This window comes from Rhodococcus sp. NPDC047139, from assembly GCF_040643435.1.
GTDB lineage: Bacteria > Actinomycetota > Actinomycetes > Mycobacteriales > Mycobacteriaceae > Rhodococcus.
Window position 1 is genome coordinate 1 of the sequence record NZ_JBEYUH010000025.1, and the last position, 24,260, is coordinate 24,260.

Below are 24,260 nucleotides of genomic sequence, written 5' to 3' on the forward strand. Positions count from 1 at the left end.
CGAGCGGATGTGGGCCTTAGACAAGCCACACCCCACTCGGAGGTTCTCTTCACATCAAGCCGACACGCCTGCTACCAACGTCACGGCCGAGTACACCTAGACCGGGATCCTCACCGGCTCGTAGGAGGTTCCAGGCGGCTCAGGAAGTCCTCCACGGCCGCACGGTACTCGTCGGGTCTGTCGTCGTGCACGAGATGCCCGGCCTTCTCGACGAGGGCGTACTCGGTACCGGGACGGGTCGCCATCCGCCGCATCTGACCCTCCGGCGTGATGGTGAATTCCCCTTCGAGGAGCAGCGCCGGTACCCGGATCGAATTCCACTCGTCCCAGAAATGCCGCGACCCCCATTCCTCCGAGATGTCGCGGAATGTCGACACGTCGCCGTGCAGGTACCAACCGTCCTCGCGGTGGACGAACGAATCGAGGAAGTACCGGCCCGCGACGGCACCGAAGAAGTCGAGCACCGCGTCCTCCGTCGGGAACGGTTGCGGCCACTGCGCGACCATCGCCGCCCAGTTCGCCGCGGTACGTCCCCGGAAATCGGGAGCCATGTCCTCGAGCACCAGCGCGGCGACACGATCGGGATGCGCGGCAGCCAGACACCACGCGTGCAGGGCCCCCATCGAATGCCCGATCACCACGAGCGGTTCGCCGATCTCGTCGAGATGTCCCACGAGATCGGCGACGAACGCCTCCGTGACGAGCTCGGCGGGAGCGGGCCTGCCGTGTCCGGCGGCATCGAAGGTGTACACCTGCCCGTGCTCGCGCAGCCACGGCACCTGGCGACGCCACGTGCGGGCGCTGCCCATCAGTCCGTGCAAAAGCAGGATGGGTCGTCCGGTTCCGCCCTCGTCGTGCAACACAATCGACCAAGTTAGCGGAGTAGGCTCTCGCGCATGGCAGTCGTGAAGATCAACGCAATCGAAGTTCCCGAAGGCGCCGGCCCCGAGCTGGAGAAGCGGTTCGCCAATCGTGCGCACACCGTCGACAACTCCCCCGGCTTCCTGGGCTTCCAGTTGCTCCGCCCCACCGCCGGCGAGAACCGGTACTTCGTGGTGACACAGTGGGAGACCGAAGAGGATTTCGCCGCATGGCGGGACGGCGGCGCGCGAGCCGCACACGCCGGTGAGGCTCGGAACCCTGTCGCGACCGGCGCGTCGCTGCTCGAATTCGAAGTCGTCCTCGACGTCAAGAAGTCCTGAGATGCCGGCGTCCGGTCTCCCCGGACGCAACCTGACCTATCCGGAGGTCGGAGCGAGCGCGCGGGCGTTCCGAGAAGCGTCCCCGCTCCCCTCCGGCTACCGGCATCTGCGGGTCGAGCGGGAACTGGGCTACGGCGCCACCGACTTCGATGTCGCCGCGACCCGGCTGCTCACCTGGGAGATGCACCGGCGCGCGGGAATTCGCGTACCACCGGAGACTCCTCGCGCGGCAGCCGGGCTCGACGTACAACTCGGCGTGGGCCTCGGGCCGATACGCACCACCGCTCCGTGCCGCGTGATCGAGGTTTTCGGCACCGATCGGCAGCGAGGCTTCGCCTACGGCACGCTTGCCGGGCACCCGGAGAGCGGTGAGGAGACGTTCGTCGTCGAACTCGGTGAGGACGAGCGGGTGATCGGCACGGTCCTCGCGTTCTCCCGGCCGTCCCGCTGGTACACCCGACTCGCCGGCCCGGCCGGGCACCTCGTGCAGCGACGTATCGCGCTCCGCTATCTCGCCGCGCTCACAGTTTGACCGTCACATCGTCGACCGCCCTGCGCAGGAATGCGAGAAAGACGTCCGTCGGCTGAGCTCCCGAGACCGCGACAGCGCGATTGGCCACGAAGAACGGAACTCCCTGCACTCCGATCTTCCGTGCGGCGAGGAGGTCGGCGGCCACAGCGTCGCCGGACGCCTCACCGGCGGGATCGTCACCGTCCAGCGCAGCGCGCACCCACTGCGGATCGAGCCCGGCCGCACCCGCGACCTTCACGAGGACGTCGCGGTCGTCGACCACCTCACCCTCGACGAAGTGTGCCCGGAACAGAGCCTCGAGGACCTCGTCACCCTTGTCACCTGCAAGATGGACGAGACGGTGCGCATCGAACGTGTTGGCAGCGATCACGTTGTCGAAATCGATCGAGATTCCGACCTGTGCGGCCGTATCCGAGACCTGACCGAACATCTGTCGTACCTGTGCGGCCGGCATGCCCTTCATGGCGGCAAGCGCTTCGACCTCCGGTACACGCCGGCCGACGGGTGTGTCGGGCGAGAGCTGGTACGACCGCCAGGTGACCTCGATGCGGTCGCGCTCCTCGAAGGATGCGAGGGCCTCGGCGAAGCGGCGCTTGCCGATATAACACCAGGGGCAGGCGATATCGGACCAGATCTCGATGTGGGCGGTCGGAGCGGATATCTCGGGAGTGCTCATGTGCGGATCAACCCGGCTCCGACCGGCTCTGTTCCCGCCGGGCTCACCCGTCGAGTGCAGCGTCCAGCGAGATATCCACTCCTGTGAGCGCCTTGCTGACGGGGCAGCCGGTCTTGGCGTCCTGTGCAGCTTTGGCGAAGCCGTCGGCGTCGAGTCCGTCGACCTCGCCCCGCACCTTCAACGTGATGCCCGTCAGCCGGAAACCACCCGCGGGGTCCGGCCCCAACGAGACGTCGGCCGTGACCTCGAGGCTTTGCGGGGTGCCGCCTGCTTCCGCAATCAGCGCAGACAATTGCATCGCGTAGCACGACGAGTGCGCCGCGGCGATGAGTTCCTCGGGACTGGTGGTGCCGTCCGCGTTCTCCGCCGAGCGCTTCGGGAAGGACACGTCGAACGTGCCGCGGCCCGAACTCGTGAGTTCGACCTGTCCCGAACCCTTCTGGAGGTCGCCGTTCCAGGCGGTCCGTGCAGTACGTGTGGGCATGAGGATCGTCCTTCCTGTCGCGGGTGCGCGAGCGCTCGTCCACGAACCACACTCGCAGACTCGCCGACGCCACGAGGCAGGTTCCGGGCAGACGGTTCCCGAGGTGCGGATCTACGCCGAACGCAATTCCCGGTCGCGCTCGCGGATGGTCTGCACTGCCGCATCCCGCTCGTAGGGCCGTACCTCGAGTCGCTGCTTCACCTCGGCGATCGTCCGCATGCGCTCGGCGTGGCCTCTGTGTGCGGCACGCTCGGCGCCGCCAGGCACCATGACACTCAGACGGTCCCGTACGAAGTTGCGCGCGAACCACACCGGATACAGCGCCGCCATCGGGCTCAGTCGCGGAATGCCCACGGCGTCGGAGTATCCGGTGCCCAGCGAGAGCCGGGCCAGGTCGGCGTGGAAGTGATAGTGCGCCCAGCCCTTGATGCGGTTGAGCGGGCCGGGGGCATCGACTCCGTAGATGCGGGGAACGGCTTTCAGCGCAGCCTCGGTGAGAGCCGCCGAGGAGTCGTCGGGATCGACTTCCGACCAGACCGCGAGCCAGATCAGGCGCAGAAGTTCGTCCAGGGAAGTGACCTGCAGTTCGGCCGTGACGCCCATGGTGTGCGCGATATAGCGGTACAGGTGGACGATCGCGTCGCGCTCGCGTCGCGAGTACCAGTGCCCCGCCGCCATCACCGCGAGCGCGACGCCGGCGATCGGAATCATCGTCACGCAGTAGTGCAGTTGGTTCACGGGTCTGCCGTGCGTGTCGGTGTTCCAGTCCTCGACCCGGTCGATCCCGGCGCGGATGTATGCGTGCACGACACGCACCCGAGCGGTGTTCTTCGTCCCGGCTCCGAAACGTTCCATCCCGCCCGGTGCCGTGCAATCCATCGACCAGGAGACCGTCTCGACGATCCGGGCTGCAGCACGCTTGGCGAGATCGCCGCCGCGCAGCAGCACGTCGTTGACACGTGGGGACACATAGCTGGCGGGGAAGGCGATGGCCGCGGTGAATGCCATGAGGGTGCTCACCGGCATCCGGGCGATCGCCCGCGCAGCGAGGTCGAGTTTGTCGTAGTCGACCCAGAACGGCACGTCGTCGAGGGCAGCGATGAAGGCTTCCACCTCGGGAGCGGGGTCGTCCACGGTCTCGATCCCGTGCTCGAGCGCCTGCTCGAACTGTGGGCGGATCCGGAGCCGGTCGCGCCGCATTGCAGCCACCAGATCGTCCGCCACCGGATCACAGGTGTTCGCGAACTTGGCGAACGCCCTGGCCTGTGCTCGTGTCGGCCGCACCGAATCGCCTGCGAGAAGCGACATCGCCAGGCGGGGACCGCCCTCTCTCAGGATGGCTTTCGGTGCGAGTCGATCGGCTCGGTCGTGCAAACGGGCAGTCGACGGTGCATCGATCGTCACGGTTTCCTCCTCGTCCGGATTCGGGGATCGACTATCGCAAGGATGCCTCAATTAGTAAACAGATGATTCCGGAATCGATGGATTCCGAACAGTCGACGCTGCTGTGCCACACTCGGGATGTGCCCGAACCCGGAACCACCCGCGCGTACCGCGGCGTCGCGCCGGAGGATCGGCGCGCCGAGCGCCGGAAGCGCCTCGAGAACGCGGTGATCGAGGTTGTGGCCAACGAGGGGTGGTCGGCCGCGACCGTCCGGAAGGTCGCGGCCACCGCAGGGGTCGGACCGCGCTTCTTCTACGAGAGCTTCACCGACATGAACGACCTCGTCACCACCGCCTACGACGAACTCGGTGCCGCACTGTTGGCAAGTGCCGTCGACGCGATCGCATCGGCTCCCGACGACCTGTCCGCCAAGGCACGGGCCGCCGTCGGAGCGATCGTCGGCGCGGTCGAGCGCAGTCCCCGGCAGGGCCGCTTCCTGATCTCGGATGCTCCCCCGCTCGCCGAGCGGAAGAGCGCGTTCATCCGGGCGGCAGCCGACGAACTCGCCGAACAGAGCGATGCGGTGGGTACACGCCTGGATGCCCGACAGGCGGAACTGTGCGCGGTGGTGGTCATGGCCGGAGCCGTCGAACTCCTCCGCGGATGGCTCGACGGCACTCTCGACATCCGTCCCGAGGAACTCACCGACATCGTGGCGAGCACGCTGTCGACGCTGGCCACCCATATGCCCAATATCGGCAGATGAGGGTCGCGGAGGACGGTTCCGGCGTCAGCTTCGTAGTGCAGAGAACCGCCGGCCGGGGGTCGAGTCCGAAAAATCTCCGGTGAAGAGGCACTTACAGGGCGCAGCATTGAGCCGTGACCACGATGCAGCAGGATCCCCGTCCCCTCGTCCGTGCAGCGCTGGACCGCGCACGCAGGATCGTCGGTGGGGTCTCGATCGAGCAGCTGGCCGGCCCGACCCCCTGTCCCGAGTTCGATGTCCGCACACTCATCGGCCACCTCGCCGCGACCCTCGAACGAAGCGTGGCCATCGGCACCGGGCACGATCCGGGAACCCTCCCGGAATTCCTCACTTCGGAGAACGACGACTGGCCCGCCGTGCTGGATGCGGCGGCCGACCGTTACTGGCAGGTGTGGGACGACGACACACTCCTGGACAAACCAGTGACCGCACCCTGGGGCACTTTTCCCGGCCGGGTCGCGATGTTCATGGAACTCGACGAACTGCTCGTGCACGGCTGGGACCTCGCCGTCTCCACGGGACAGGATGCGGATGCCGATCCCGAGCTTGCGGAGGCTGCTCTCGAGATCATGAAGATCACCTTGCCGGAGGCACCTCGTGAAGGGTTTCCGTTCGGGCCGCCGGTCGTGCCCGCGCGCGATGCCGGACCGACCGAGCGTCTCGTGAACTGGGTCGGGCGTGAGAGCGCCCCCTGGACGGGTCACCCAAGCTGAGCGCACACAACGGCAGGGGCGGCACCCTTACGGATGCCGCCCCTGCCGTGTGAATCATTTATCCGGCGCGCACCGGGGACCGGTTATCCGGCGTCCGACTCGCCTTCGCTGGTCTTGGCCAGAGCCACTGCCGGGGTGTCGGGCACCTCGGCCGGCTTCTCGCTCGGCGTGAACGTGAACTTCGCGTTCTCGCCTGCACCTTCGCCGTCCCAGCCCTCGACGTCGACGAGCACGATCTGGCCGGGGCCGATCTCGCCGAACAGGATCTTCTCGGAGAGCTGATCCTCGATCTCGCGCTGAATCGTGCGACGCAGCGGACGTGCGCCGAGCACCGGGTCGAAGCCGCGCTTGGCGAGCAGTGCCTTCGCCTTGTCGGTGAGCTCGATGCCCATGTCCTTGTTCTTGAGCTGCGCCTCCACACGTCCGATCATCAGATCGACCATCTGGATGATCTGATCCTGCGTGAGCTGGTGGAAGACGATGATGTCGTCGATACGGTTGAGGAACTCGGGCCGGAAGTGCTTCTTGAGCTCGTCGTGGACCTTGTTCTTCATCCGCTCGTAGTTCGACGCCTCGCCCGTCCCGGCGGAGAACCCGAGCCCCACGGCCTTCGAGATGTCGGCGGTGCCGAGATTCGACGTGAAGATCAGCACGGTGTTCTTGAAGTCGACCGTACGTCCCTGACCGTCGGTGAGGCGACCGTCCTCGAGGACCTGCAGGAGGGTGTTGTAGATCTCCTGGTGGGCCTTCTCGATCTCGTCGAACAGGACCACGGAGAAGGGCTTGCGGCGCACCTTCTCGGTGAGCTGGCCACCCTCCTCGTATCCCACATAGCCGGGAGGAGCACCGAACAGGCGCGACGCGGTGAAGCGGTCGTGGAACTCGCCCATGTCGATCTGGATGAGGGCGTCGTCCTCACCGAACAGGAAGTTCGCGAGCGCCTTGGACAGCTCCGTCTTACCCACGCCGGACGGACCGGCGAAGATGAACGAACCGGACGGACGCTTCGGGTCCTTCAGGCCCGCACGGGTACGACGGATCGCCTTGGCAACGGCCTTGACGGCATCCTCCTGGCCGATGATCCGCTTGTGCAGCTCGTCCTCCATGCGGAGCAGACGCGTGGTCTCCTCCTCGGTGAGCTTGAACACCGGAATACCGGTCCAGTTCGCGAGGACCTCCGCGATCTGCTCTTCGTCGACCTCGGCAATGACGTCGAGATCGCCTGCACGCCACTGCTTCTCGCGCTCAGCACGCTGCGCGACGAGTTGCTTCTCCTTGTCGCGCAGGCTCGCGGCCTTCTCGAAGTCCTGCGCGTCGATCGCCGATTCCTTCTCGCGGCGGGCGTCGGCGATCTTGTCGTCGAACTCGCGCAGATCCGGCGGCGCGGTCATCCGGCGGATACGCATGCGCGCACCGGCCTCGTCGATGAGGTCGATCGCCTTGTCCGGCAGGAAGCGGTCGTTGATGTAACGGTCGGCGAGAGTCGCCGAGGCGACCAGCGCCTTGTCGGTGATCGAGACGCGGTGATGTGCCTCGTACCGGTCGCGCAGACCCTTGAGGATCTCGATGGTGTGCTCCACCGTCGGCTCCCCGACCTGCACCGGCTGGAAGCGACGCTCGAGAGCGGCATCCTTCTCGATGTACTTGCGATACTCGTCGAGGGTGGTGGCGCCGATGGTCTGCAGCTCACCGCGGGCGAGCTTCGGCTTGAGAATCGACGCGGCGTCGATCGCACCCTCGGCAGCACCTGCACCGACCAGCGTGTGCAGCTCGTCGATGAACAGGATGATGTCGCCGCGGCTGTTGATCTCCTTGAGGACCTTCTTCAGGCGTTCCTCGAAATCACCGCGATAGCGGCTGCCGGCGACGAGCGATCCCAGGTCGAGCGTGTAGAGCTGCTTGTCCTTGAGAGTCTCGGGAACCTCACCGTTGACGATGGCCTGCGCAAGGCCCTCGACGACGGCGGTCTTGCCGACACCCGGCTCACCGATGAGCACCGGGTTGTTCTTGGTGCGGCGCGACAGCACCTGCATGACGCGCTCGATTTCCTTCGCACGACCGATGACCGGATCGAGCTTGCCTTCGAGCGCGGCCTGCGTGAGGTTGCGGCCGAACTGGTCCAGAACGAGCGACGTGGACGGAGTGCCGGTCTCGCCACGGCTCGTGCCCGATTCTGCGGGCTCCTTGCCCTGGTAACCGGACAGCAGCTGGATGACCTGCTGACGCACCCTGTTGAGATCAGCACCGAGCTTGACGAGCACCTGCGCCGCCACGCCTTCACCCTCGCGGATGAGACCGAGCAGGATGTGCTCCGTGCCGATGTAGTTGTGACCGAGCTGGAGCGCTTCGCGAAGGCTCAGCTCGAGGACCTTCTTGGCACGAGGAGTGAAGGGGATATGCCCCGACGGCGCCTGCTGGCCCTGGCCGATGATCTCTTCGACCTGGCTGCGCACACCTTCGAGGGAGATACCCAACGACTCGAGCGACTTCGCCGCCACACCCTCACCCTCGTGGATGAGGCCGAGGAGGATGTGCTCCGTGCCGATGTAGTTGTGGTTGAGCATCCTGGCTTCTTCTTGAGCCAGGACGACGACGCGCCGCGCGCGATCGGTGAACCTTTCGAACATCGCACTCCCTCACACTCTCCGGCCGCCGGTCCGGTACGCCGATCGTCCCGCACCATGCTGCCGCTCTTAGCTCCGGCACTCGAGTCGTTCGTCGGAACCGATGGAGGTTCCACACTTCCACTCCACACTCTAGTGGTCGTGGTATCGACTCGCTTTCCCTCTACCCTTCGGAAGGCGGCGAGAAAACCCGGTCTCAGAAGTCAACGCTGCACGTGGCGGATACCTTTCCGCAAGCTGTACGCCACGAGCGAACAGGCGGCCGACCCTCGAATCCGGCGTGGCTGCCCTCGCTCCGCATCAGCGAGCGAAGAACCGCTCGATCCTCCGTCCGAGGCTCCGTGAGGCACGTTCGGGATCGGCCAGGGCACTTTCCGCGAGGACACTGTCCTCGTCCGACACGGTACCCGGTTCGAACGGTCGCAGCGAGCGCCCCGGGCCGCGCAGGCGTTCGATGGCGGCGATGAGCGACCCACCGTCCGCCGTCGCTTCGGCGACCACCTTGGGTTCGACGTCCAGATGCTCGGCCACCAGGATGTTGCGCAGCTCGACCGCGGCGTCGCCGACGGCGTCCCCGGGTTCGGCGGATTCGATGACGAGATCGCACTCGGTGTCGAATCCCATCGAACGGTTGTTCAGGTTCGACGAACCGATCCGCAGCAGCGTCTCGTCCATGACGACGACCTTCGCGTGGACGTAGATCGGCTCTCCCCCCGCAGTGACGGGATAGTAGGCGGCGAAGCGGCCGTGGACGTCGGCCTCCCAGAGCATGTGCAGCAGCGCCCGCCGGGCACCGTCCATCGCCTTGCGTTCGAGCCAGCCCTCGGCGTTCCGAGGGATCACCAGCACTATCTCGGGACCTTCCGGTTCACGCAGCCGCTTCGCGAGCGCTTCCGCGAGCGTGCGCGAGGCCAGATACTGACTCTCGAGGTAGAGCGTGTGACGGACCTTGTCGATCACCGACAGGTACAGGGCCTCGATCTCGTGGACGCCGTCCTGTCCACCGTAGGTGGGCAGTGTCCGGGCGATGCCGACGTCGACCCCATGGAGCGTCGGTTCGAGGCCGTCGGGCCAGATGGGATCGGGTGCCGGGACGGGAGGGAGCTCTTCTCCCGTGGCCGCCTTCCAGCGTGCGCGGGCCTGGTCGCCGAGTGCCCGCGCAGCGTCACCGTCGACCGCAGTCGTCACGTCGTGCCAGGGTCCGTACCGTTTGCCGCTCGGCTCGCGACGGAATCTGCTCCGGTCCGGATGCTCCGAGGTATCCCAGCGGTCGACGGTCATATCGATACCGCCGCAGAAAGCGATGCTGTCGTCGACGACGAGAATTTTCTGATGGTGTGCCGCACCCACCGGATGTGCGCCGTCGATTTGGAAGTGCAGTCGTGGATCGGTGAGCCAATCGAGCACGAACACCGGCGTCATTCCCCGTGCCACAGCACTGAACGCGCCGATGTTCCACTTGAGCAGATAAATATCGAGTTCGGGACGTCGCTCGGGCAACCATTCGAGGAATTGACCGAGTTTGTTCGGCCCTTCGAGAGTCTGATCGTCCGGTTCGAACTTGATGCGGGTATCGAAATCCCACCCGATCAGCATGATGCGTTTTTGTGCCTGAAGCATCGCCGACTTGGCATGGCGGAAATAGTCGGCGGCGTCGACTATGCAGGTCAACCGCTCCGCTCGTGCGATACGCCAGCAGGTTCTACCCGGTTGGAGCACGGTCTCACCCATGAGCGGATGCTACTCCCGGCACCACAGCCCCATCACGACCGGAACCCGGAACGTGTGACGGAGCGCACCGAGGCACAGGCGAACCCGCCGCCGAACGTCCGTGGGGCGCCGTCCGACGAGATGGACGGCGCCCCACGGACGGTACGACGACGATCGTCAGTGCGCCTTGTTGTACGCCTCGACGATCTCCGCAGAGATACGACCCCGCGCGGAAACCGGGAGATCGTTGTTCCGTGCCCATTCGCGGATCGCGGCCGTCTGCTCGCGACCGGCGCCCGCCGATGCACTCTTACGCGCAACCGGCGCCGTTCCGGTCGTAGCCTTGCTGCGCTTGCGGCCACCGACCTTCCGTGCGTGCTCGATCCAGAATTCCAACTGCTCGCGCAGGCGGGCCGCATTGTCCTCGGAAAGATCGATCTCGTACGTCACACCGTCGAGCCCGAACTCCACCGATTCGTCTGCCGCCGATTCCTGATCGACATCATCGATCAGGGTGACAGTGACTTTCTTCGCCATGTGGTGTAAATCCTCTCGCATGCGTTCCCCCCGCGGGACGGGCACCACACTACCCGCCGATTAACGCCTCGCAATATGAACCGGCGAAAATCTATTAACGGGTGTTCGGTCGCACAATCGGGAAGAGGATTGTTTCCCGGATTCCCAGACCCGTAAGGGCCATCAGAAGACGGTCGATCCCCATTCCCGTACCCGTCGTCGGCGGCATTCCCTGTTCCATCGCCGCGAGGAAATCCTCGTCGAGAACCATTGCCTCGTCGTCACCTTCGGAGGCCAACCGTGCCTGATCGACGAAACGTTCCCGCTGAATCACAGGATCGACGAGTTCCGAGTAACCAGTGGCGAGTTCGAAACCACGAACGTACAGATCCCATTTCTCGGTGACGCCACGTACATTGCGATGATCCCGCGTCAACGGCGACGTCTCCACCGGGAAATCACGCACGAAGGTCGGCTCGTGCAACTGGTCGCCACACATGTGTTCCCAGAGTTCTTCGACGAGCTTGCCGTGACCCCATCCCTTGCCTTCGGGAATCTCGAGACCCACCCGGTCGGCGAGTGCCTTCAATTCCTCGACGGTGGTGTCGGGGGTCACCTCCGAACCGATCGCCTCGGACAGCGAGGGATACATTTCGAGGGTTTTCCATTCACCCCCGAAGTCGTATTCGGTGCCGTCGGCGAGCGTCACGACATGGCTGCCGAAGACCGCGAACGCGACCTCCTGAACGACCTCGCGGATCATCTTCGCCGAATCGTCGTAGGTGCCGTACGCCTCGTACGTCTCGAGCATCGAGAATTCCGGCGAGTGCGTCGAGTCGGCACCCTCGTTACGGAAATTGCGATTGATCTCGAATACCTTCTCGATGCCGCCCACGACACACCGCTTGAGAAACAGTTCCGGGGCGATACGCAGATACAGATCGATGTCGAGCGCGTTCGAGTGCGTCACGAACGGACGGGCGGCTGCGCCACCGTGAAGGGTCTGCAGCATCGGCGTCTCGACCTCGAGGAAGCCTCGGCGTTCGAGCGCGTTGCGCAGCTCGCGCACCACTGCGACGCGCATCCGCGCGTTACGGCGCGCCTCGGGACGCACGATCAGGTCGACGTAGCGCTGGCGCACCCGTGCCTCTTCGCTCATCTCCTTGTGCGCGACGGGCAGCGGTCGCAGCGCCTTCGACGCCATGCTCCACGAGTCGGCCATGACACTGAGTTCACCGCGACGGGAACTGATGACCTCGCCGTGCACGAACACGATGTCTCCGAGGTCCACATCGGACTTCCAGCCGGCGAGAGCCTCTTCGCCGACGCCGGCGAGGCTCAGCATGACCTGCAGCTGGGTGCCGTCACCTTCCTGCAGCGTGGCGAAGCACAGCTTGCCGGTGTTGCGCGAGAAGATCACGCGTCCGGCGACACCCACGATCGTGCCGGTAGCGGTGTCGGGTTCGAGCTCGGGGTACTCGGCGCGGATCTCCGCGAGAGTATGGGTGCGCGCAACGGCGACGGGATAAGCATCCGAACCCTGCGTCAGGAGCCGTTCGCGCTTCTCGCGGCGGACCCGCATCTGCTCGGGGGTGTCGTCGGGCTGCTGGACGGTGGCATCACTCACGGGTAACCAGACTATCGGACCCGCGAGGCCGTTCTGCCTGCAGATCCGTGCTTTCAGTGCGCCGTGACCCGTGCCACGTCCTCGGAGACGTGCTGGGCCCGGGCAACCGCTTCCACCAGGCGCGCGGCACGGATGGCCTCGTAACCTCCGACGAGATGGGTGACGCGACGCAGACCCTGCGCGTGCAGGTCGGCGACCACGCCGTGCGAGCCCGTGCCGTCGGACGAGACGAGGATCCACTCGACATCGCGATCGCCAGCGAGGGCGAGGCTTCCCGGACCGCTCGGATCGAGACGCTCTGCGACGATATCCGCGGAGATGGCAAGGGCACCGGGAAGTGTCCCCTGTGCGGCACGTTCGGCGTGGGATCGGATGTCCACCACCACAGCGCCGCGGGCGACCGCGGCGGACAGTTCGGTGGGGTACGTGCGCTCGACGGCGAGCCGATGGAAAGCGACCGGAGCGGCGACAGGAACCGGAGCTGCAGAGGAAACGGACGTAGCGGAAAAAAGCGCAGCGCGCATGAGGAGACTCCCAGGAATGTGTTATCGGTCGAGGCGGACGTCAGCCTCGACAACACTCCTGGGCGCTCATGCAGCGGATCACGGGAGCCATCTTTACACAGAATGACGCTCAGCGGAACCCGCGGAACCGCGTGCCGCTCGTCTCACCTGGTTCCGTTCGTACACCAGACGCAATCCCTCGAGTGTCAGGTCCGGTTCGTGATGCTCGAGCGTGCGCGACTCCGGCATGATCAGCGGCGCGCTGTCGCCGGTACCGATCACGGCCACGTCGTCGCCGTCGAAACCGGGAACCTCCGCGCAGATCCGCCGCACGATCCCGTCCACCATGCCGGCGAACCCGAAGACCGCCCCCGACTGCATGCACTCGACGGTGTTCTTACCGAGAACGCCTCGGGGACGGAGCAATTCGACCTTCCGCAGGGCCGCGGACCGCGACGCCAGCGCGTCCATCGAGATCTCCACGCCGGGAGCGATCGAGCCGCCGAGAAACTCGCCCTTTCCCGACACCACGTCCACGCACGTAGAGGTTCCGAAATCCACCACGATGCACGGGGATCCGTAGAAATGGTAGGCCGCGAGACTGTTGACGATGCGGTCGGCGCCGACCTCCTTCGGGTTGTCCACCAGCAGCGGCACTCCCGTCCGCACCCCCGGCTCGACGACCACGTGTGGCACCGTCGACCAGTAGCGGTCGAGCATGACACGCAGTTCGCGCAACACCGACGGCACGGTCGACAGCGCCGCGACCCCGGTGATCTGCTCGGCGGACTCACCGAGCAGACCACGGAACAGCAAGGCGATCTCGTCCGCAGTCATCCGGGGATCGGTGCGAACACGCCAGTCGCGCATCAGTCGCGCGTGCGACCCACTGCCCGCGAACACCCCCAGGACGATGTTGGTGTTGCGAACGTCGACGGTGAGAAGCACCTCTAGACCAGCGACGGCGCGTCGAGGGTCGACAGCATGCGCGGGGTGATCAGGCCCGAGCCCTCCGGAGCATGGGCGGGATCATTGCCGAGCTCGACCTGACGGTTGTCGGCGTCGACGAACACCACGCGGGGGTTGTACTCCTTGCATTCCTGTTCGTTCATCACGCCGTAGGCGATGAGAATGACGAGGTCGCCGGGGCTCACCAGACGTGCAGCGGCCCCGTTGATCCCGATGACGCCCGATCCGCGTTCGCCGGCGATGACGTACGTCTCGAGCCGGTTGCCGTTGTCGATGTCGACGATGCAGACCTGCTCGCCCTCGAGCAGATCCGCGGCGTCCATCAGATCCTGGTCGACGGTCACCGATCCGACATAGTGCAGATCCGCGTGGGTGACCGTCGCACGGTGGATCTTCGACTTCATCATGGTGCGGAACATGCTCGTCCTCGGTTTCTCTTTTTCTTTTCCGGACTCGATCAGCGGGTCTGCAGGTTGTCTTCGGCGCGGGGATCCACCGGGCCGGTGGCACGCTCGAGGAAGCCGGTACCGACGGCGACCCCGACGTTGTCGATGAGGCGGGTGGTGCCGAGCCGAGCGGCGACGAGCAACCTGCCGTCGCCTCGCTCGGGCGCCGGCCCGAGATCGGCGCCGCGCACCTCGAGATAGTCCACCTCGATCCGAGGACTCTGCGCGAGCACCTCACGAGCCGTGGACAGGATCGCCTCGACCCCACCCGACGCGGCGTGCGCTCCGGCGACGAGCGCCGCCGACAGCGTCGTCGCGATCTCGCGCTCCTCCGCGTCGAGATAGCGGTTGCGGGAGGAGAGCGCGAGTCCGTCCTGCTCGCGCACGGTGGGAACGCCGACGATCCGGATGTCGAGATCGAGATCGGCGACCATCTGGCGGATCAGCGTGAGTTGCTGGTAGTCCTTCTCCCCGAAGTACGCGGCGTTGGGGCCGACGATGTTGAACAACTTCGCGACGACCGTCAACATCCCCGCGAAATGACCAGGGCGCGAAGCACCTTCGAGTTCCGATCCGAGCGGCCCCGGGTGGATCGTGGTGCGCCGCCCATGGGGGTACATCTCCGACACCGAGGGAACGAAGGCCAGTTCGACCCCGGCTTCGCGGAGCAACTCGAGATCGGAGTCGAGAGTGCGCGGATAGGCGTCGAGGTCCTCCCCCTGCCCGAACTGCAGCGGATTGACGAAGATCGACACGACCACGACCGCCCCGGTGAGCTTCGCCTGCCGCACGAGTTCGAGGTGACCGGTGTGCAGGGCGCCCATCGTCGGTACCAGCGCGACGGTGCGGCCGACGCCGCGCAGAGCCTTGGTGACCTTGGTCAGGCCCGCGGGATCGTGGTGAACGGTCAGTTCACCTCGAACGTATCCGCGCTGTCCTGCTTCACTCACCGTATTCAGCTCCTTCGAGAATTGCCATGAGTTCCGGCTTCGAGCCGGCCCGCTGCGCCGATCGCAGCGACAATGCGCGATAACCCGCGGCGATCTGCGGGTCGACGGCTTCGAGTGCGCGCAGGTGCGCGGCCACGGCGTCCGCGTCACCTCGCGCGACGGGCCCGGTCAGCGCCGCGGGGCCGCGGCGAAGCGCGTTGTCCAGCGCCGCCGAGAGCAACGGCTGCAGGACGCGCTCGGCGACACCCCCGGGTGCATCCTCCACGAGTTGCTGACCGAGCAGTTCTTCACCCTGCAACGCGCTGCGCAGCGCTTCGACGGCGTCGGCGACCAGCGTGACCAGGTGGTTGCTGCCGTGTGCGAGAGCCGCGTGATAGGTCGGCCGCATCGATTCGGGCACGCGGACCGGTTCGCCACCGATCTCCAGGACGAGGGACTGCGCGATGGCGTAGCCGATCTCGTCGGCGGCCGTGATACCGAAACATGCGGAGGTGAGCCGGTCGATGTCCTCGTCGTGACCCGTGAACGTCATCGCCGGATGAATCGCGAGCGGCACGGCGCCCTGATCGGTCAGCGGTTCGAGGATCGTGGTGCCGTGAGCACCGGAGACGTGGGCGACGATCGTGCCGGCCGCGACCGAACCGGTGGTCGCCAGCCCCTGAACCAGAGAGGGCAGTTCGGTGTCGGGAACGGCGAGAAGGAGAAGATTGCAACGCCCGGCAACTTCGTCGACCGGCAGGATCTGCGAATCGGGCAGACGTGTAGCGGCGCGGTGCCTCGAAACGTCGGAGACGGCGGAGCACGCCACGACGACGTGGCCGACACGCTCCAACGCGACGCCGAGTGCGGTACCGACCCGTCCGGCGGACACGATTCCTACCGACAGGCGCGCAGGCGCAGGTGCGTTTGTGATCCCGAAGGAATTCACGGGAGTCCTCTCGTTCGTTCCAGTCCCGCTCAGCGGGTACCGGACGTTCCGATCGACAATAGCGCGCACATTCTGAGCCCCGCCACGATCCCACCGAGTGATCTGCGCCTCATCGACCGAGGTCGGTGGGTCTCCCGGGGCGGCTGGGTCGCTGCCTGCTCAGCGCTCGGCCGACAGCGACGCGATGATCTCCGCGACCGTTCGCCCCTCAGTGTGGGCGCCGCCGTCGGCCCGCCGACGACGAGAGCGTCGACCCGCCGACTCCTCGTCGGATTCGTCCGGCTCCTCGGTCTCCGGCCCCTCGGTGTCCTCCGCCGAGGAGACCTCGACGCCCTCACGCGCGGCCGCCGTGTCGACCGATTCGGTCTCCGCGGTCACCGGTTCGTCGTCGGGAGACGCGAAGGCCGGCCCGGACGGCCGCGGCGCGGATACTCGCGCGGCCTCGCTCAGTTCGCGCAGCCTCTCCGCCTGGCCTTCGAGGGCGACGGCATCGTCCGGCAACCGACCGTCGAACAGCATCTCGAGCGTGCGGCGCAGGGTCGCCAACTCGGTACGCAAGGCCGTCATCTCGTCGGCGTCGAGTGCGAGGTCGGCCCGCACCTTCTCCTCGACGGTCAGTTCGTACTCGCGCCGTGCCGCGATCTCCCGCTGCAACTGCAATTCGTACACCGTCTTCAGGTCGTCGGCCTTGACCCTGTCGAGCGCCGATTCCCGGCGGTATTTGTTCATCGCGATGGCTCCCACAGTGGCGGCCCACAGCGCGACCACCACCGCGACCCGCAGCAATTGCACGCTCTCGCTGAAAACCAGCAACAGCGAGGCGATCATGGCCAGAGCGAGAAGACCGGCGACGATCGTCGAGCCGGTGCTGCGCCACGGACGACGATTTCTGTCTGCTCGCGCCGAGGAAGCCATATCCCTCAGGGTACTTGGGCGTCTCTGCCGATCGGCGCCGTACGAGACGCAACTCTCTCGCGGAACAATCCGCAGGTCAGAGAGCCGGTTCGCTAGGTTCGTCGGGATCTTCCGGTGTCCTGCAGCAGTATTCGAGCCACAATGCGGCGGCCACGAGGGCAAGGCCGGCGATCGCTCCGACGATCACCCCGGAGGTGTCCTCGGTAGCCGCCTGCACATCCCCGAGTTGCGGCACCAGATAGAGCAGGAATCCGGCCCACACGCCGACGCTGGCGGCACCCACCAGCGCGGACGCCTTCGCGAGCGCGACCGCCCGGGCCGCGGTGATGGGGTGCAGCCGGCCTGGTCCCTCACCGATCTCGCGCTTGCCCACCCGCGAGCGAATCATGAACGCGAGGATCACCTCGATCACCGCGACGGGATAGAGCGAGGCACCCGCGTAGACCGGGATGGGCGGTAGCGAGCCGTAGATGGTGCGTACGAGCAGCCACGCGATGATCGCCGCCAGCGCGGCCAGCGCCAGCAGATCGCGGATCCGAGTCTGTTTCAGCACTCGGTGCGACCCTCGATCGTCGGCCCGGCCAGCGCCAACTCGGTGCGGTGCACGCCCTCGCGTTCGGCATCGTCGAGTTCGTCGAGCCACTCTCCGATTCGCAACTGCCTGCCCTCCGCAGTGAGCACTGCTTCGGGCTGCACATCGAGCCAGGGGACGAGCACGAACGCCCGCTGATGGGCCCGCGGATGGGGCAGGAGCAATTCCGGATCGTCGCTGTGCACCTCACCCTCGGCCGTCTCGCAGGTCACCACGTCGACATCCAGACTGCGCGGCCCCCAGCGCTGCACCCGGACGCGCTCGGCGGCTTCTTCTCGCTCCCGGCCGAACCGCAGCCAATCCTGCGGCCCGAACTCGGCGTCCTCGGCGACGACGACCGCATTGAGGAAGTCGTCCTGCTCGACACCACCCCACGGTGCGGTCGAGTACACCGCCGAGACCGCGACGAGCCGCGGCCCCAGCGCTTCGACCACCGACTGCAGGTGCGAAAGCCGGTCGCCGACATTCGAGCCGATGGACAGCACCGCACGACTCATGGCGCAATCCCGGAGGTGTCCTCGCGGGAGCGATCGATCACCACGGCGACGTCACCGAAGGTCAGGGGGATCGGCGCCGACGGCTTGTGGAGGGTGACCTCCACCCGTGTGACACGCGGGTCGGTGAGCACCTCGTCGGCGATCTCCCCGGCGACCGTCTCGATGAGATCGCGGCCCGGACCGGCGATGATCGCGGCGGCACGTTCGGCGAGCTCACCGTAGTGCAGCGTGTCCGCGAGATCGTCGGACGCAGCGGCGCGTGCGAGATCGAGCCACGCGACGATATCGACCACGAAATCCTGACCGTCGCGCTTCTCATGGTCGAAGACGCCGTGGTTTCCGCGGACCGTCAGTCCCCGCAGTTCGATGCGGTCACTCATGCGTGCACTCCTTCTGCGCTGCCGCGCTGCCAGGCACGCACCACCGCGAGGGCATCGCGGGAGGCCTGCACATCATGGACGCGCACGCCCCAGGCGCCGTGGGTGGCCGCCAGTGCCGAGACCACGGCCGTGGCGATCTCGCGACCGGCCGGTGGCCGGACCGTACCGTCGGGCGCGGCGAGCAGAGAACCCAGGAAACGCTTTCGCGAGGCACCGATGAGCACCGGGAATCCGAGATCGGTGAGTTCGGGGAGTCGCTGGAGCAGTTGCCAGTTGTGGTCGGGTTCCTTGACGAATCCCAAGCCGGGGTCGAGCACGATCTTGTCCGAGTCGACACCTGCGGCAACTGCGATGTCGACCTGGGTGAGCAATTCGTCCCGGACCTCGCGGACGACATCGTCGTAGTGTGTCGACCCGCCCGCATGGACGTACTCACCCACCGGTCGCCAGTGCATCAGGATCCACGGCACTCCCGACTCTGCGACGACCGCGGCCATGTCGGAATCGGCACGCCCACCCGAGACATCGTTGATCATCGTCACACCGGCCTCGATGGCAGCCTCGGCTACCGAGGCGCGCATCGTGTCGACGCTCGTCGGGATGCCCGCCTGTGACAACGCCTCGATGACGGGCCCCACGCGGGACGCCTCGACCTCGGCGTCGACGCGCACCGCACCGGGCCGGGTCGATTCACCGCCGACGTCGACGATGTCGACGCCGAGTTCGCGCAGCTCGAATCCGCGGGCTATCGCGGTCTCGCGATCCAGATACCGACCGCCGTCGGAGAAGGAATCACTGGTGACGTTCAGTACGCCCATGACGACGGGCCACTGTTCGGCAGGAAAGACGGTCACCGGCGCAGGATCAGGTCCAGGGCCTCGGCACGCGACGCCGAACTGGTCTGGAACAGCCCCCGCACCGCAGAGGTGGTCGTGCTGGCACCGGGCTTGCGGATGCCGCGCATCGCCATGCACAGATGCTCTGCCTCGACGACGACGATGACGCCGCGTGGCTGGAGCTTGCGCATCATCGCATCGGCGATCTGGCTGGTCAGACGTTCCTGAACCTGAGGGCGCTTCGCGTAGAGATCCACGAGCCGCGCCAGCTTCGACAACCCCGTGACGCGTCCCGTGGGCCCGGGGATGTAGCCGACGTGGGCCACCCCGTGGAACGAGACCAGGTGGTGCTCGCACGTCGAGTACATCGGAATGTCGCGAACGAGAACGAGCTCCTGGTGGCCTTCGTCGAAGGTGGTGTCGAGAACCTCGTCCGGGTCCGTGAACAGTCCGCCGAACACTTCTCGATACGCACGAGCCACGCGGGCCGGGGTGTCGCGCAGACCCTCACGCTCCGGATCCTCACCCACCGCGAGCAGCAGTTCGCGGACCGCCGCTTCCGCTCGGGCCTGGTCGAAGGTTCGCCCTGCGTCCACACTCAACTCGTGGGTCGTCACAACATCGTCCGGATCGGAATTCGTATCCGACTCCAGGTGGTTCACCGACACCCGCTCGCCCTCCACTCTTGCTCACTCGTCTCCATCGGAACCGACCGCCCCGATGCGCGTCCGGTGCCGACTGCACCGGTGCGGATCAGTGTCGGCCGGCCGGGCCTTCCCACGGCTGTGTGGGAGGGGGCTCGGGAGTGCCGTAACCGTCGCGCGGTTGCGAGTCTCCCATGTGATGCTCACCCCGGTGCGGATCCCCCGCACCGTTGTCTCCGGATTCCTGCGGCCGCACCTGCCCCTGATTCTGATCATGCTGGCTCTGATCACGCGGGGGCCAGCCGGGGGCCGACCAGCCTGCCGGAGCGCCGTAGTCGGGTCGCGTCGCGTGTCGCGGGCCACCCGGATACGGGGCCGGAGGCGGGAAGCCGGGAAGCGGCTCGGACGACGGCACCGGTTGCGGCGCGGGATAGCCGTTCGCCGGCCGGCCGGACTGCGCCGGCTGATACTGCGGCTGGGGGCCGGGCTGATACGCCCCGGCAGCGGGCACTTCGTCCCGGCCGGGATATTGCGGGTGCCGATGCGCCGGCTTCGTGAGCGAGGGCGGCTCCGGCGGCCACGGCTCGCCGCGCTCGGCTGCGAGTTCTGCAGGCGTCTTGATCGGCGGCTTGTCGGACGGAACCCGATCACCGAACTCATCGAAGGTCGTGATGCGCGGACGCTTCTTCACGTCGGCGAGGATCCGTTCGAGATCCTTGCGGGTCAACGTCTCGTGCTCGAGGAGTTCGGCCGCGAGCACATCGAGGGCATCACGGTACTCGTTGAGGATCGACCACGCCTCGGTGTGGGCCGCCTCGATGAGGTTGCGGACCTCCTCGTCGATCTCACGTGCGACCTCGTGCGAATAGTCGGACTGCACGCCCATCGAGCGGCCCAGGAAGGGATCGCCCTGCTCCTGGCCGTAACGCACGGCACCGAGCTTCGCGCTCATGCCGTACTCCGTCACCATCGCCCGCGCGATCTTCGTGGCCTGATCGATGTCGGACGACGCACCGGTGGTGGGCTCGCGGAAGACGAGTTCCTCGGCGGCACGGCCACCCATCGCCATGACGAGGCGCGCGATCATCTCCGACCGGGTCATCAGGCCCTTGTCGTCCTCGGGCACCGTCATCGCATGCCCGCCCGTGCGACCGCGGGCGAGGATGGTGACCTTGTAGACAGGCTCGATGTCCGGCATCGCCCAGGCAGCGAGCGTGTGCCCGCCCTCGTGGTAGGCCGTGATCTTCTTCTCGTGCTCGCTGATGATGCGGCTCTTGCGGCGAGGACCGCCGATGACACGGTCGACCGATTCCTCGAGAATCGCCTCGGTGATCACCGTGCCGTTCTCACGAGCCGTGAGCAGCGCGGCCTCGTTGACGACGTTCGCGAGATCGGCACCGGACATGCCTACCGTGCGCTTGGCGAGCGCGCCGAGATCCGCGTTGGGGTCGATCGGCTTGCCCTTCGAGTGCACGGCGAGGATCGCCCGGCGACCGGCGAGGTCGGGGTTCGTGACCGGGATCTGACGGTCGAACCGACCCGGGCGCAGCAGCGCCGGATCGAGAATGTCGGGCCGGTTAGTCGCGGCCATCACGATGATGCCCGAGCGGTCGCCGAAGCCGTCCATCTCGACGAGAAGCTGGTTGAGGGTCTGTTCGCGCTCGTCGTGACCTCCGCCGAGGCCGGCCCCACGCTGGCGGCCGACCGCGTCGATCTCGTCGACGAAGATGATGCACGGAGCATTCTGCTTGGCCTGCTCGAACAGGTCGCGCACACGGGAGGCGCCGACGCCGACGAACATCTCGACGAAGTCCGAACCGGAGATCGTGAAGAACGGAACGCCTGCCTCACCGGCGACCGCGCGTGCAAGCAGCGTCTTACCCGTACCGGGCGGGCCGTAGAGCAGGACACCCTTGGGGATCTTCGCGCCCAGCGCCTGGTATCGCGACGGATTCTGCAGGAAGTCCTTGATCTCGTAGAGCTCTTCGACGGCCTCGTCGGCACCGGCGACGTCGGCGAAGGTCGTCTTGGGCATGTCCTTCGACAGCTGCTTGGCCTTCGACTTGCCGAAGCCCATCATGCCGCCGCGGCCTGCGCCCTGCATACGGCTCATCACGAAGAAGAACACGCCGAGCAGGATGATCATGGGCAGGACGAACAGAAGGATCGACGTCAGCCAGCTCTCCTGGGTGACGTTCGTGTTGTACTTCTGCGCCCCCGAATTGGCGACCAGGTCGAAGATCTGCTCGGATGCCGAGGCCGGGTACTTCGCGATGATCTCGGTGCTGCCCTCGGTCGCGTCGTTGCCGCTCTCGAGCCACAACCGCACCTGCTGTTCGCGGTCGTCGATGCGTGCTTCACTGACGTTCTTCGACTCGAGTTGCGTGACCGCGACGGAGGTGTCCACCTGCGTGAATCCGCGCGTGTCGTCGCCGAAGTAGCTGAAGGCGTAGATCACCAGCAGAATGCCGGCGACGATCGCCAAATTACGGAACACTGTCTTGCGGTTCATACAGGCTGGGCCCGGGCGGCCGGTCCTTTCGGTCGAGTTCGTCGGGGTCTCGCGGTCGCGGCGCTTCGCGCCCGGTGTGGTCGCATGGAACGCGACGGTCAGTGACCAGGCAACGCAAGGTTACCGCGTGTCGACGAGTGGCCGCCCCGGCGCCGGACCGATCCGGCTCCGAGGAGACCTCGTATGTGTCAACGACCGGACCGCCCCTGTAGTTCCAGACGAACAGGACCTGCGGCTCGGCTCGGCCGCAGGCTAGCTGCTGTAGACCTTGGGATCGAGGGTGCCGATGTACGGAAGGTCGCGGTAGCGCTCGTCGTAGTCGAGGCCGTATCCGACGACGAACTCGTCCGGGATGTCGAAACCGACGTCCTTGACCTCCACATCGATCTTCACCGCTTCCGGCTTACGCAGCAGCGTGACGACCTCGAGCGAGGCGGGATTGCGCGTCGAGAGGTTGCGGAGCAGCCACGACAGCGTCAGACCGGAGTCGATGATGTCCTCGACGATGAGGACGTTGCGACCGGCGATGTCCTTGTCGAGGTCCTTGAGGATGCGCACGACACCCGACGACGACGTCGACGACCCGTACGAGCTGACGGCCATGAACTCCATCTGCGTCGGAATCGGCATGGCCCGCGCGAAATCGGTCATGAAGAAGATGGCGCCCTTGAGCACACCGATGAGCAGCAGATCGCCTTCCGGCGCACCCACCGGGTATCGCTCGGCAATCGACTGCGCCAGTTCTGCGGTCCGCTCTTTGATCTGCTCCTCGGAGATCAGCACCGCCGCTATGTCGTTCTCGTACACCGGGGTCCTTCCTACCTTTCGCCGGTCGCCCATGCCTTCGGCGGGTCGACGTACTCCACGGCAAGCCTGCCACGCCGACGCGACACCACCAACCTCGTCCCCGACTCGGGGCCTCGCCCGACCGCAACCGGTCCCTGTCCGCGCCACGCCGCTACCAGGTCGTCGACCGCCCGCAGCATCGTCTCGTTCGGCGAGGCAGTGTGATCGATCAGCCATGCTCGGACGGCCCTGCGCCGTACGGCTGCAGGAGCCTGCGCGAGCACGTCGGCGTCGAGCAGGTCGCCGTCACGGGAGGCAGCCGCACGCAGCTCGTCCGCCCAGCGGTCGAGGGCGCGGCCGTCCTCCTGCAGCTGCCCGGCCGTTCGAGCGAGGGCTTCGGCCACGCCTCCACCGAGCACGTCCTCGAGCAGCGGAAGTGCCTCGCGACGCAGTCGCACCCTGGTGAATCGGTCGTCGGCGTTGTGCGGATCCTCGTAGGGGTGGTAGCCGAGCTCGTCGCACGCCAGCCGGGTCGTGACGCGGCGCACACCGAGAAGTGGACGTCCCCAGGGCGACTCGAACGACGCCATCCCCCGGATCGAGCGGAGCCCCGAGCCGCGGCCGAGGCCGAGCAGCACCGTCTCGGCCTGGTCGTCGAGGGTGTGTCCGAGCAGCACCGGCCGGTCGTCGCGATGCTCGTCGAGTGCCCGGTAACGGGCGGCACGTGCGGCAGCTTCGAGTCCTCCTCCGCCGGTGACGTCCACGCCGACCACAACGGCGGTCGCGCAACCACGGGCGCGTGCGAACTCCGCGGCGCGTGCCGCGACGACCTCGGAGCCGGATTGCAGCCGGTGGTCGACGACGACGGCGTGCACGAACTCCGCTTCGGCGACGGCGGCGGCGGTCAGGGCTGCCGAATCGGCACCACCGGACAACGCGACCGTCACCTCACGAACCGAGTGGGCGTTCAGCCAGGCCCGTACCGCGAGTCGCACTTCGTGGATCGCCGCGGTTTCGGGAAGGAGTGGGCGATCGGGTGATGGTGATGCCGACGAGCGTGAGGCCACG

At 66.6% G+C, this 24,260-nt stretch carries 26 protein-coding genes; 4 read left to right on the forward strand and 22 right to left on the reverse strand.

What is annotated here, in order from left to right; genetic code table 11:
* Positions 1-110 precede the first annotated feature (110 nt).
* Positions 111-863 (reverse strand): alpha/beta hydrolase, encoded by a 753-nt coding sequence (locus ABZ789_RS21615; protein WP_358428363.1) that lies wholly within the window; start codon positions 861-863, stop codon positions 111-113.
* A 33-nt stretch (positions 864-896) separates the two neighbouring features.
* Here ABZ789_RS21615 and ABZ789_RS21620 point away from each other — a divergent pair, with 33 nt between their 5' ends.
* Positions 897-1,202: an antibiotic biosynthesis monooxygenase gene (locus ABZ789_RS21620; RefSeq protein ID WP_241386643.1), complete on the forward strand. Its 306-nt coding sequence runs from the start codon at positions 897-899 to the stop codon at positions 1,200-1,202.
* Between the two features lies 1 nt (position 1,203).
* The gene (locus ABZ789_RS21625; RefSeq protein ID WP_358428367.1) at positions 1,204-1,734 is read left to right on the forward strand and encodes a DUF1990 domain-containing protein; all 531 of its coding nucleotides are present in this window, start codon (positions 1,204-1,206) and stop codon (positions 1,732-1,734) included.
* Here ABZ789_RS21625 and ABZ789_RS21630 read toward each other — a convergent pair.
* The 3 genes from ABZ789_RS21630 to ABZ789_RS21640 all read right to left on the reverse strand — a co-directional run bounded on the left by ABZ789_RS21630 (position 1,724) and on the right by ABZ789_RS21640 (position 4,298).
* The gene (locus tag ABZ789_RS21630; protein ID WP_358428370.1) at positions 1,724-2,410 is read right to left on the reverse strand and encodes a DsbA family oxidoreductase; all 687 of its coding nucleotides are present in this window, start codon (positions 2,408-2,410) and stop codon (positions 1,724-1,726) included. The two genes, ABZ789_RS21625 and ABZ789_RS21630, sit on opposite strands and share 11 nt — an antisense overlap.
* Positions 2,411-2,453: 43 nt before the next feature.
* Positions 2,454-2,894: an OsmC family protein gene (locus ABZ789_RS21635; RefSeq protein ID WP_358428373.1), complete on the reverse strand. Its 441-nt coding sequence runs from the start codon at positions 2,892-2,894 to the stop codon at positions 2,454-2,456.
* A 111-nt stretch (positions 2,895-3,005) separates the two neighbouring features.
* Positions 3,006-4,298, reverse strand: a complete 1,293-nt coding sequence (locus ABZ789_RS21640; RefSeq protein WP_358428376.1) for an oxygenase MpaB family protein — start codon at positions 4,296-4,298, stop codon at positions 3,006-3,008.
* Positions 4,299-4,417: 119 nt separating this feature from the next.
* Between ABZ789_RS21640 and ABZ789_RS21645 the strand changes: the two genes are divergently transcribed.
* Entirely contained in the window at positions 4,418-5,044 is a 627-nt protein-coding gene (locus ABZ789_RS21645) for a TetR family transcriptional regulator (protein WP_358428379.1), read from the forward strand.
* A gap of 122 nt (positions 5,045-5,166) precedes the next feature.
* Complete coding sequence (locus ABZ789_RS21650; protein WP_358428490.1) at positions 5,167-5,757, forward strand: TIGR03086 family metal-binding protein; 591 nt, start codon at positions 5,167-5,169, stop codon at positions 5,755-5,757.
* Between the two features lie 83 nt (positions 5,758-5,840).
* On the opposite strand, the gene ABZ789_RS21655 is transcribed toward ABZ789_RS21650, so the two are convergent.
* The 18 genes from ABZ789_RS21655 to tilS all read right to left on the reverse strand — a co-directional run bounded on the left by ABZ789_RS21655 (position 5,841) and on the right by tilS (position 24,259).
* A complete protein-coding gene (locus ABZ789_RS21655; RefSeq protein ID WP_358428381.1) occupies positions 5,841-8,384 on the reverse strand; it encodes an ATP-dependent Clp protease ATP-binding subunit in 2,544 nt (847 codons plus the stop codon).
* 297 nt (positions 8,385-8,681) lie between these two features.
* Entirely contained in the window at positions 8,682-10,112 is a 1,431-nt protein-coding gene (locus ABZ789_RS21660) for a phospholipase D-like domain-containing protein (protein ID WP_358428384.1), read from the reverse strand.
* A 156-nt stretch (positions 10,113-10,268) separates the two neighbouring features.
* Positions 10,269-10,628, reverse strand: coding sequence for an Lsr2 family protein (locus ABZ789_RS21665; protein WP_358428387.1), 360 nt, complete (start codon positions 10,626-10,628; stop codon positions 10,269-10,271).
* 94 nt (positions 10,629-10,722) lie between these two features.
* Entirely contained in the window at positions 10,723-12,234 is a 1,512-nt protein-coding gene (lysS, locus tag ABZ789_RS21670; protein ID WP_358428389.1) for a lysine--tRNA ligase, read from the reverse strand.
* Positions 12,235-12,287: 53 nt separating this feature from the next.
* Complete coding sequence (locus ABZ789_RS21675; RefSeq protein ID WP_358428392.1) at positions 12,288-12,758, reverse strand: rhodanese-like domain-containing protein; 471 nt, start codon at positions 12,756-12,758, stop codon at positions 12,288-12,290.
* Between the two features lie 93 nt (positions 12,759-12,851).
* Positions 12,852-13,685 (reverse strand): type III pantothenate kinase, encoded by an 834-nt coding sequence (locus tag ABZ789_RS21680; protein ID WP_358428395.1) that lies wholly within the window; start codon positions 13,683-13,685, stop codon positions 12,852-12,854.
* 2 nt (positions 13,686-13,687) lie between these two features.
* Complete coding sequence (gene panD / locus ABZ789_RS21685) at positions 13,688-14,125, reverse strand: aspartate 1-decarboxylase (protein WP_358428398.1); 438 nt, start codon at positions 14,123-14,125, stop codon at positions 13,688-13,690.
* Between the two features lie 38 nt (positions 14,126-14,163).
* A complete protein-coding gene (gene panC, locus ABZ789_RS21690; protein ID WP_358428401.1) occupies positions 14,164-15,102 on the reverse strand; it encodes a pantoate--beta-alanine ligase in 939 nt (312 codons plus the stop codon).
* Positions 15,095-16,030 (reverse strand): DUF2520 domain-containing protein, encoded by a 936-nt coding sequence (locus ABZ789_RS21695; RefSeq protein ID WP_358428404.1) that lies wholly within the window; start codon positions 16,028-16,030, stop codon positions 15,095-15,097. The genes panC and ABZ789_RS21695 overlap by 8 nt, the downstream gene beginning before the upstream one ends.
* 159 nt (positions 16,031-16,189) lie before the next feature.
* Complete coding sequence (locus tag ABZ789_RS21700) at positions 16,190-16,945, reverse strand: DUF6779 domain-containing protein (protein ID WP_358428407.1); 756 nt, start codon at positions 16,943-16,945, stop codon at positions 16,190-16,192.
* Between the two features lie 76 nt (positions 16,946-17,021).
* The gene (locus tag ABZ789_RS21705) at positions 17,022-17,498 is read right to left on the reverse strand and encodes a DUF3180 domain-containing protein (protein WP_358428410.1); all 477 of its coding nucleotides are present in this window, start codon (positions 17,496-17,498) and stop codon (positions 17,022-17,024) included.
* Positions 17,492-18,034: a 2-amino-4-hydroxy-6-hydroxymethyldihydropteridine diphosphokinase gene (folK, locus tag ABZ789_RS21710; RefSeq protein WP_358428413.1), complete on the reverse strand. Its 543-nt coding sequence runs from the start codon at positions 18,032-18,034 to the stop codon at positions 17,492-17,494. Before folK ends, ABZ789_RS21705 begins: the two co-directional genes overlap by 7 nt.
* Entirely contained in the window at positions 18,031-18,414 is a 384-nt protein-coding gene (gene folB, locus ABZ789_RS21715; RefSeq protein WP_358428416.1) for a dihydroneopterin aldolase, read from the reverse strand. The genes folK and folB overlap by 4 nt, the downstream gene beginning before the upstream one ends.
* Positions 18,411-19,232 (reverse strand): dihydropteroate synthase, encoded by an 822-nt coding sequence (gene folP / locus ABZ789_RS21720; protein WP_358428493.1) that lies wholly within the window; start codon positions 19,230-19,232, stop codon positions 18,411-18,413. The genes folB and folP overlap by 4 nt, the downstream gene beginning before the upstream one ends.
* Before the next feature lie 32 nt (positions 19,233-19,264).
* Positions 19,265-19,933, reverse strand: coding sequence for a GTP cyclohydrolase I FolE (folE, locus tag ABZ789_RS21725; protein WP_358428419.1), 669 nt, complete (start codon positions 19,931-19,933; stop codon positions 19,265-19,267).
* 70 nt (positions 19,934-20,003) lie between these two features.
* On the reverse strand, positions 20,004-22,406 hold the full coding sequence (ftsH, locus tag ABZ789_RS21730; protein ID WP_358428422.1) for an ATP-dependent zinc metalloprotease FtsH: 2,403 nt from the start codon (positions 22,404-22,406) through the stop codon (positions 20,004-20,006).
* A gap of 252 nt (positions 22,407-22,658) precedes the next feature.
* Positions 22,659-23,213 (reverse strand): hypoxanthine phosphoribosyltransferase, encoded by a 555-nt coding sequence (hpt, locus tag ABZ789_RS21735; protein ID WP_358428425.1) that lies wholly within the window; start codon positions 23,211-23,213, stop codon positions 22,659-22,661.
* A gap of 11 nt (positions 23,214-23,224) precedes the next feature.
* Complete coding sequence (gene tilS, locus ABZ789_RS21740) at positions 23,225-24,259, reverse strand: tRNA lysidine(34) synthetase TilS (protein ID WP_358428428.1); 1,035 nt, start codon at positions 24,257-24,259, stop codon at positions 23,225-23,227.
* Position 24,260: the final 1 nt, after the last annotated feature.

Excerpts from the sequence above, each read along its gene's own strand:
- ABZ789_RS21620 (WP_241386643.1), top strand. The coding sequence starts at position 897 with ATGGCAGTCGTGAAGATCAACGCAATCGAAGTTCCCGAAGGCGCCGGC.
- ABZ789_RS21625 (WP_358428367.1), top strand. The coding sequence starts at position 1,204 with ATGCCGGCGTCCGGTCTCCCCGGACGCAACCTGACCTATCCGGAGGTC.
- ABZ789_RS21630 (WP_358428370.1), bottom strand. The coding sequence starts at position 2,410 with ATGAGCACTCCCGAGATATCCGCTCCGACCGCCCACATCGAGATCTGG.
- ABZ789_RS21635 (WP_358428373.1), bottom strand. The coding sequence starts at position 2,894 with ATGCCCACACGTACTGCACGGACCGCCTGGAACGGCGACCTCCAGAAG.
- ABZ789_RS21650 (WP_358428490.1), top strand. The coding sequence starts at position 5,167 with ATGCAGCAGGATCCCCGTCCCCTCGTCCGTGCAGCGCTGGACCGCGCA.
- ABZ789_RS21655 (WP_358428381.1), bottom strand. The coding sequence starts at position 8,384 with ATGTTCGAAAGGTTCACCGATCGCGCGCGGCGCGTCGTCGTCCTGGCT.
- ABZ789_RS21660 (WP_358428384.1), bottom strand. The coding sequence starts at position 10,112 with ATGGGTGAGACCGTGCTCCAACCGGGTAGAACCTGCTGGCGTATCGCA.
- ABZ789_RS21665 (WP_358428387.1), bottom strand. The coding sequence starts at position 10,628 with ATGGCGAAGAAAGTCACTGTCACCCTGATCGATGATGTCGATCAGGAA.
- ABZ789_RS21675 (WP_358428392.1), bottom strand. The coding sequence starts at position 12,758 with ATGCGCGCTGCGCTTTTTTCCGCTACGTCCGTTTCCTCTGCAGCTCCG.
- panD (WP_358428398.1), bottom strand. The coding sequence starts at position 14,125 with ATGTTCCGCACCATGATGAAGTCGAAGATCCACCGTGCGACGGTCACC.
- ABZ789_RS21700 (WP_358428407.1), bottom strand. The coding sequence starts at position 16,945 with ATGGCTTCCTCGGCGCGAGCAGACAGAAATCGTCGTCCGTGGCGCAGC.
- folK (WP_358428413.1), bottom strand. The coding sequence starts at position 18,034 with ATGAGTCGTGCGGTGCTGTCCATCGGCTCGAATGTCGGCGACCGGCTT.
- folB (WP_358428416.1), bottom strand. The coding sequence starts at position 18,414 with ATGAGTGACCGCATCGAACTGCGGGGACTGACGGTCCGCGGAAACCAC.
- folP (WP_358428493.1), bottom strand. The coding sequence starts at position 19,232 with ATGGGCGTACTGAACGTCACCAGTGATTCCTTCTCCGACGGCGGTCGG.
- ftsH (WP_358428422.1), bottom strand. The coding sequence starts at position 22,406 with ATGAACCGCAAGACAGTGTTCCGTAATTTGGCGATCGTCGCCGGCATT.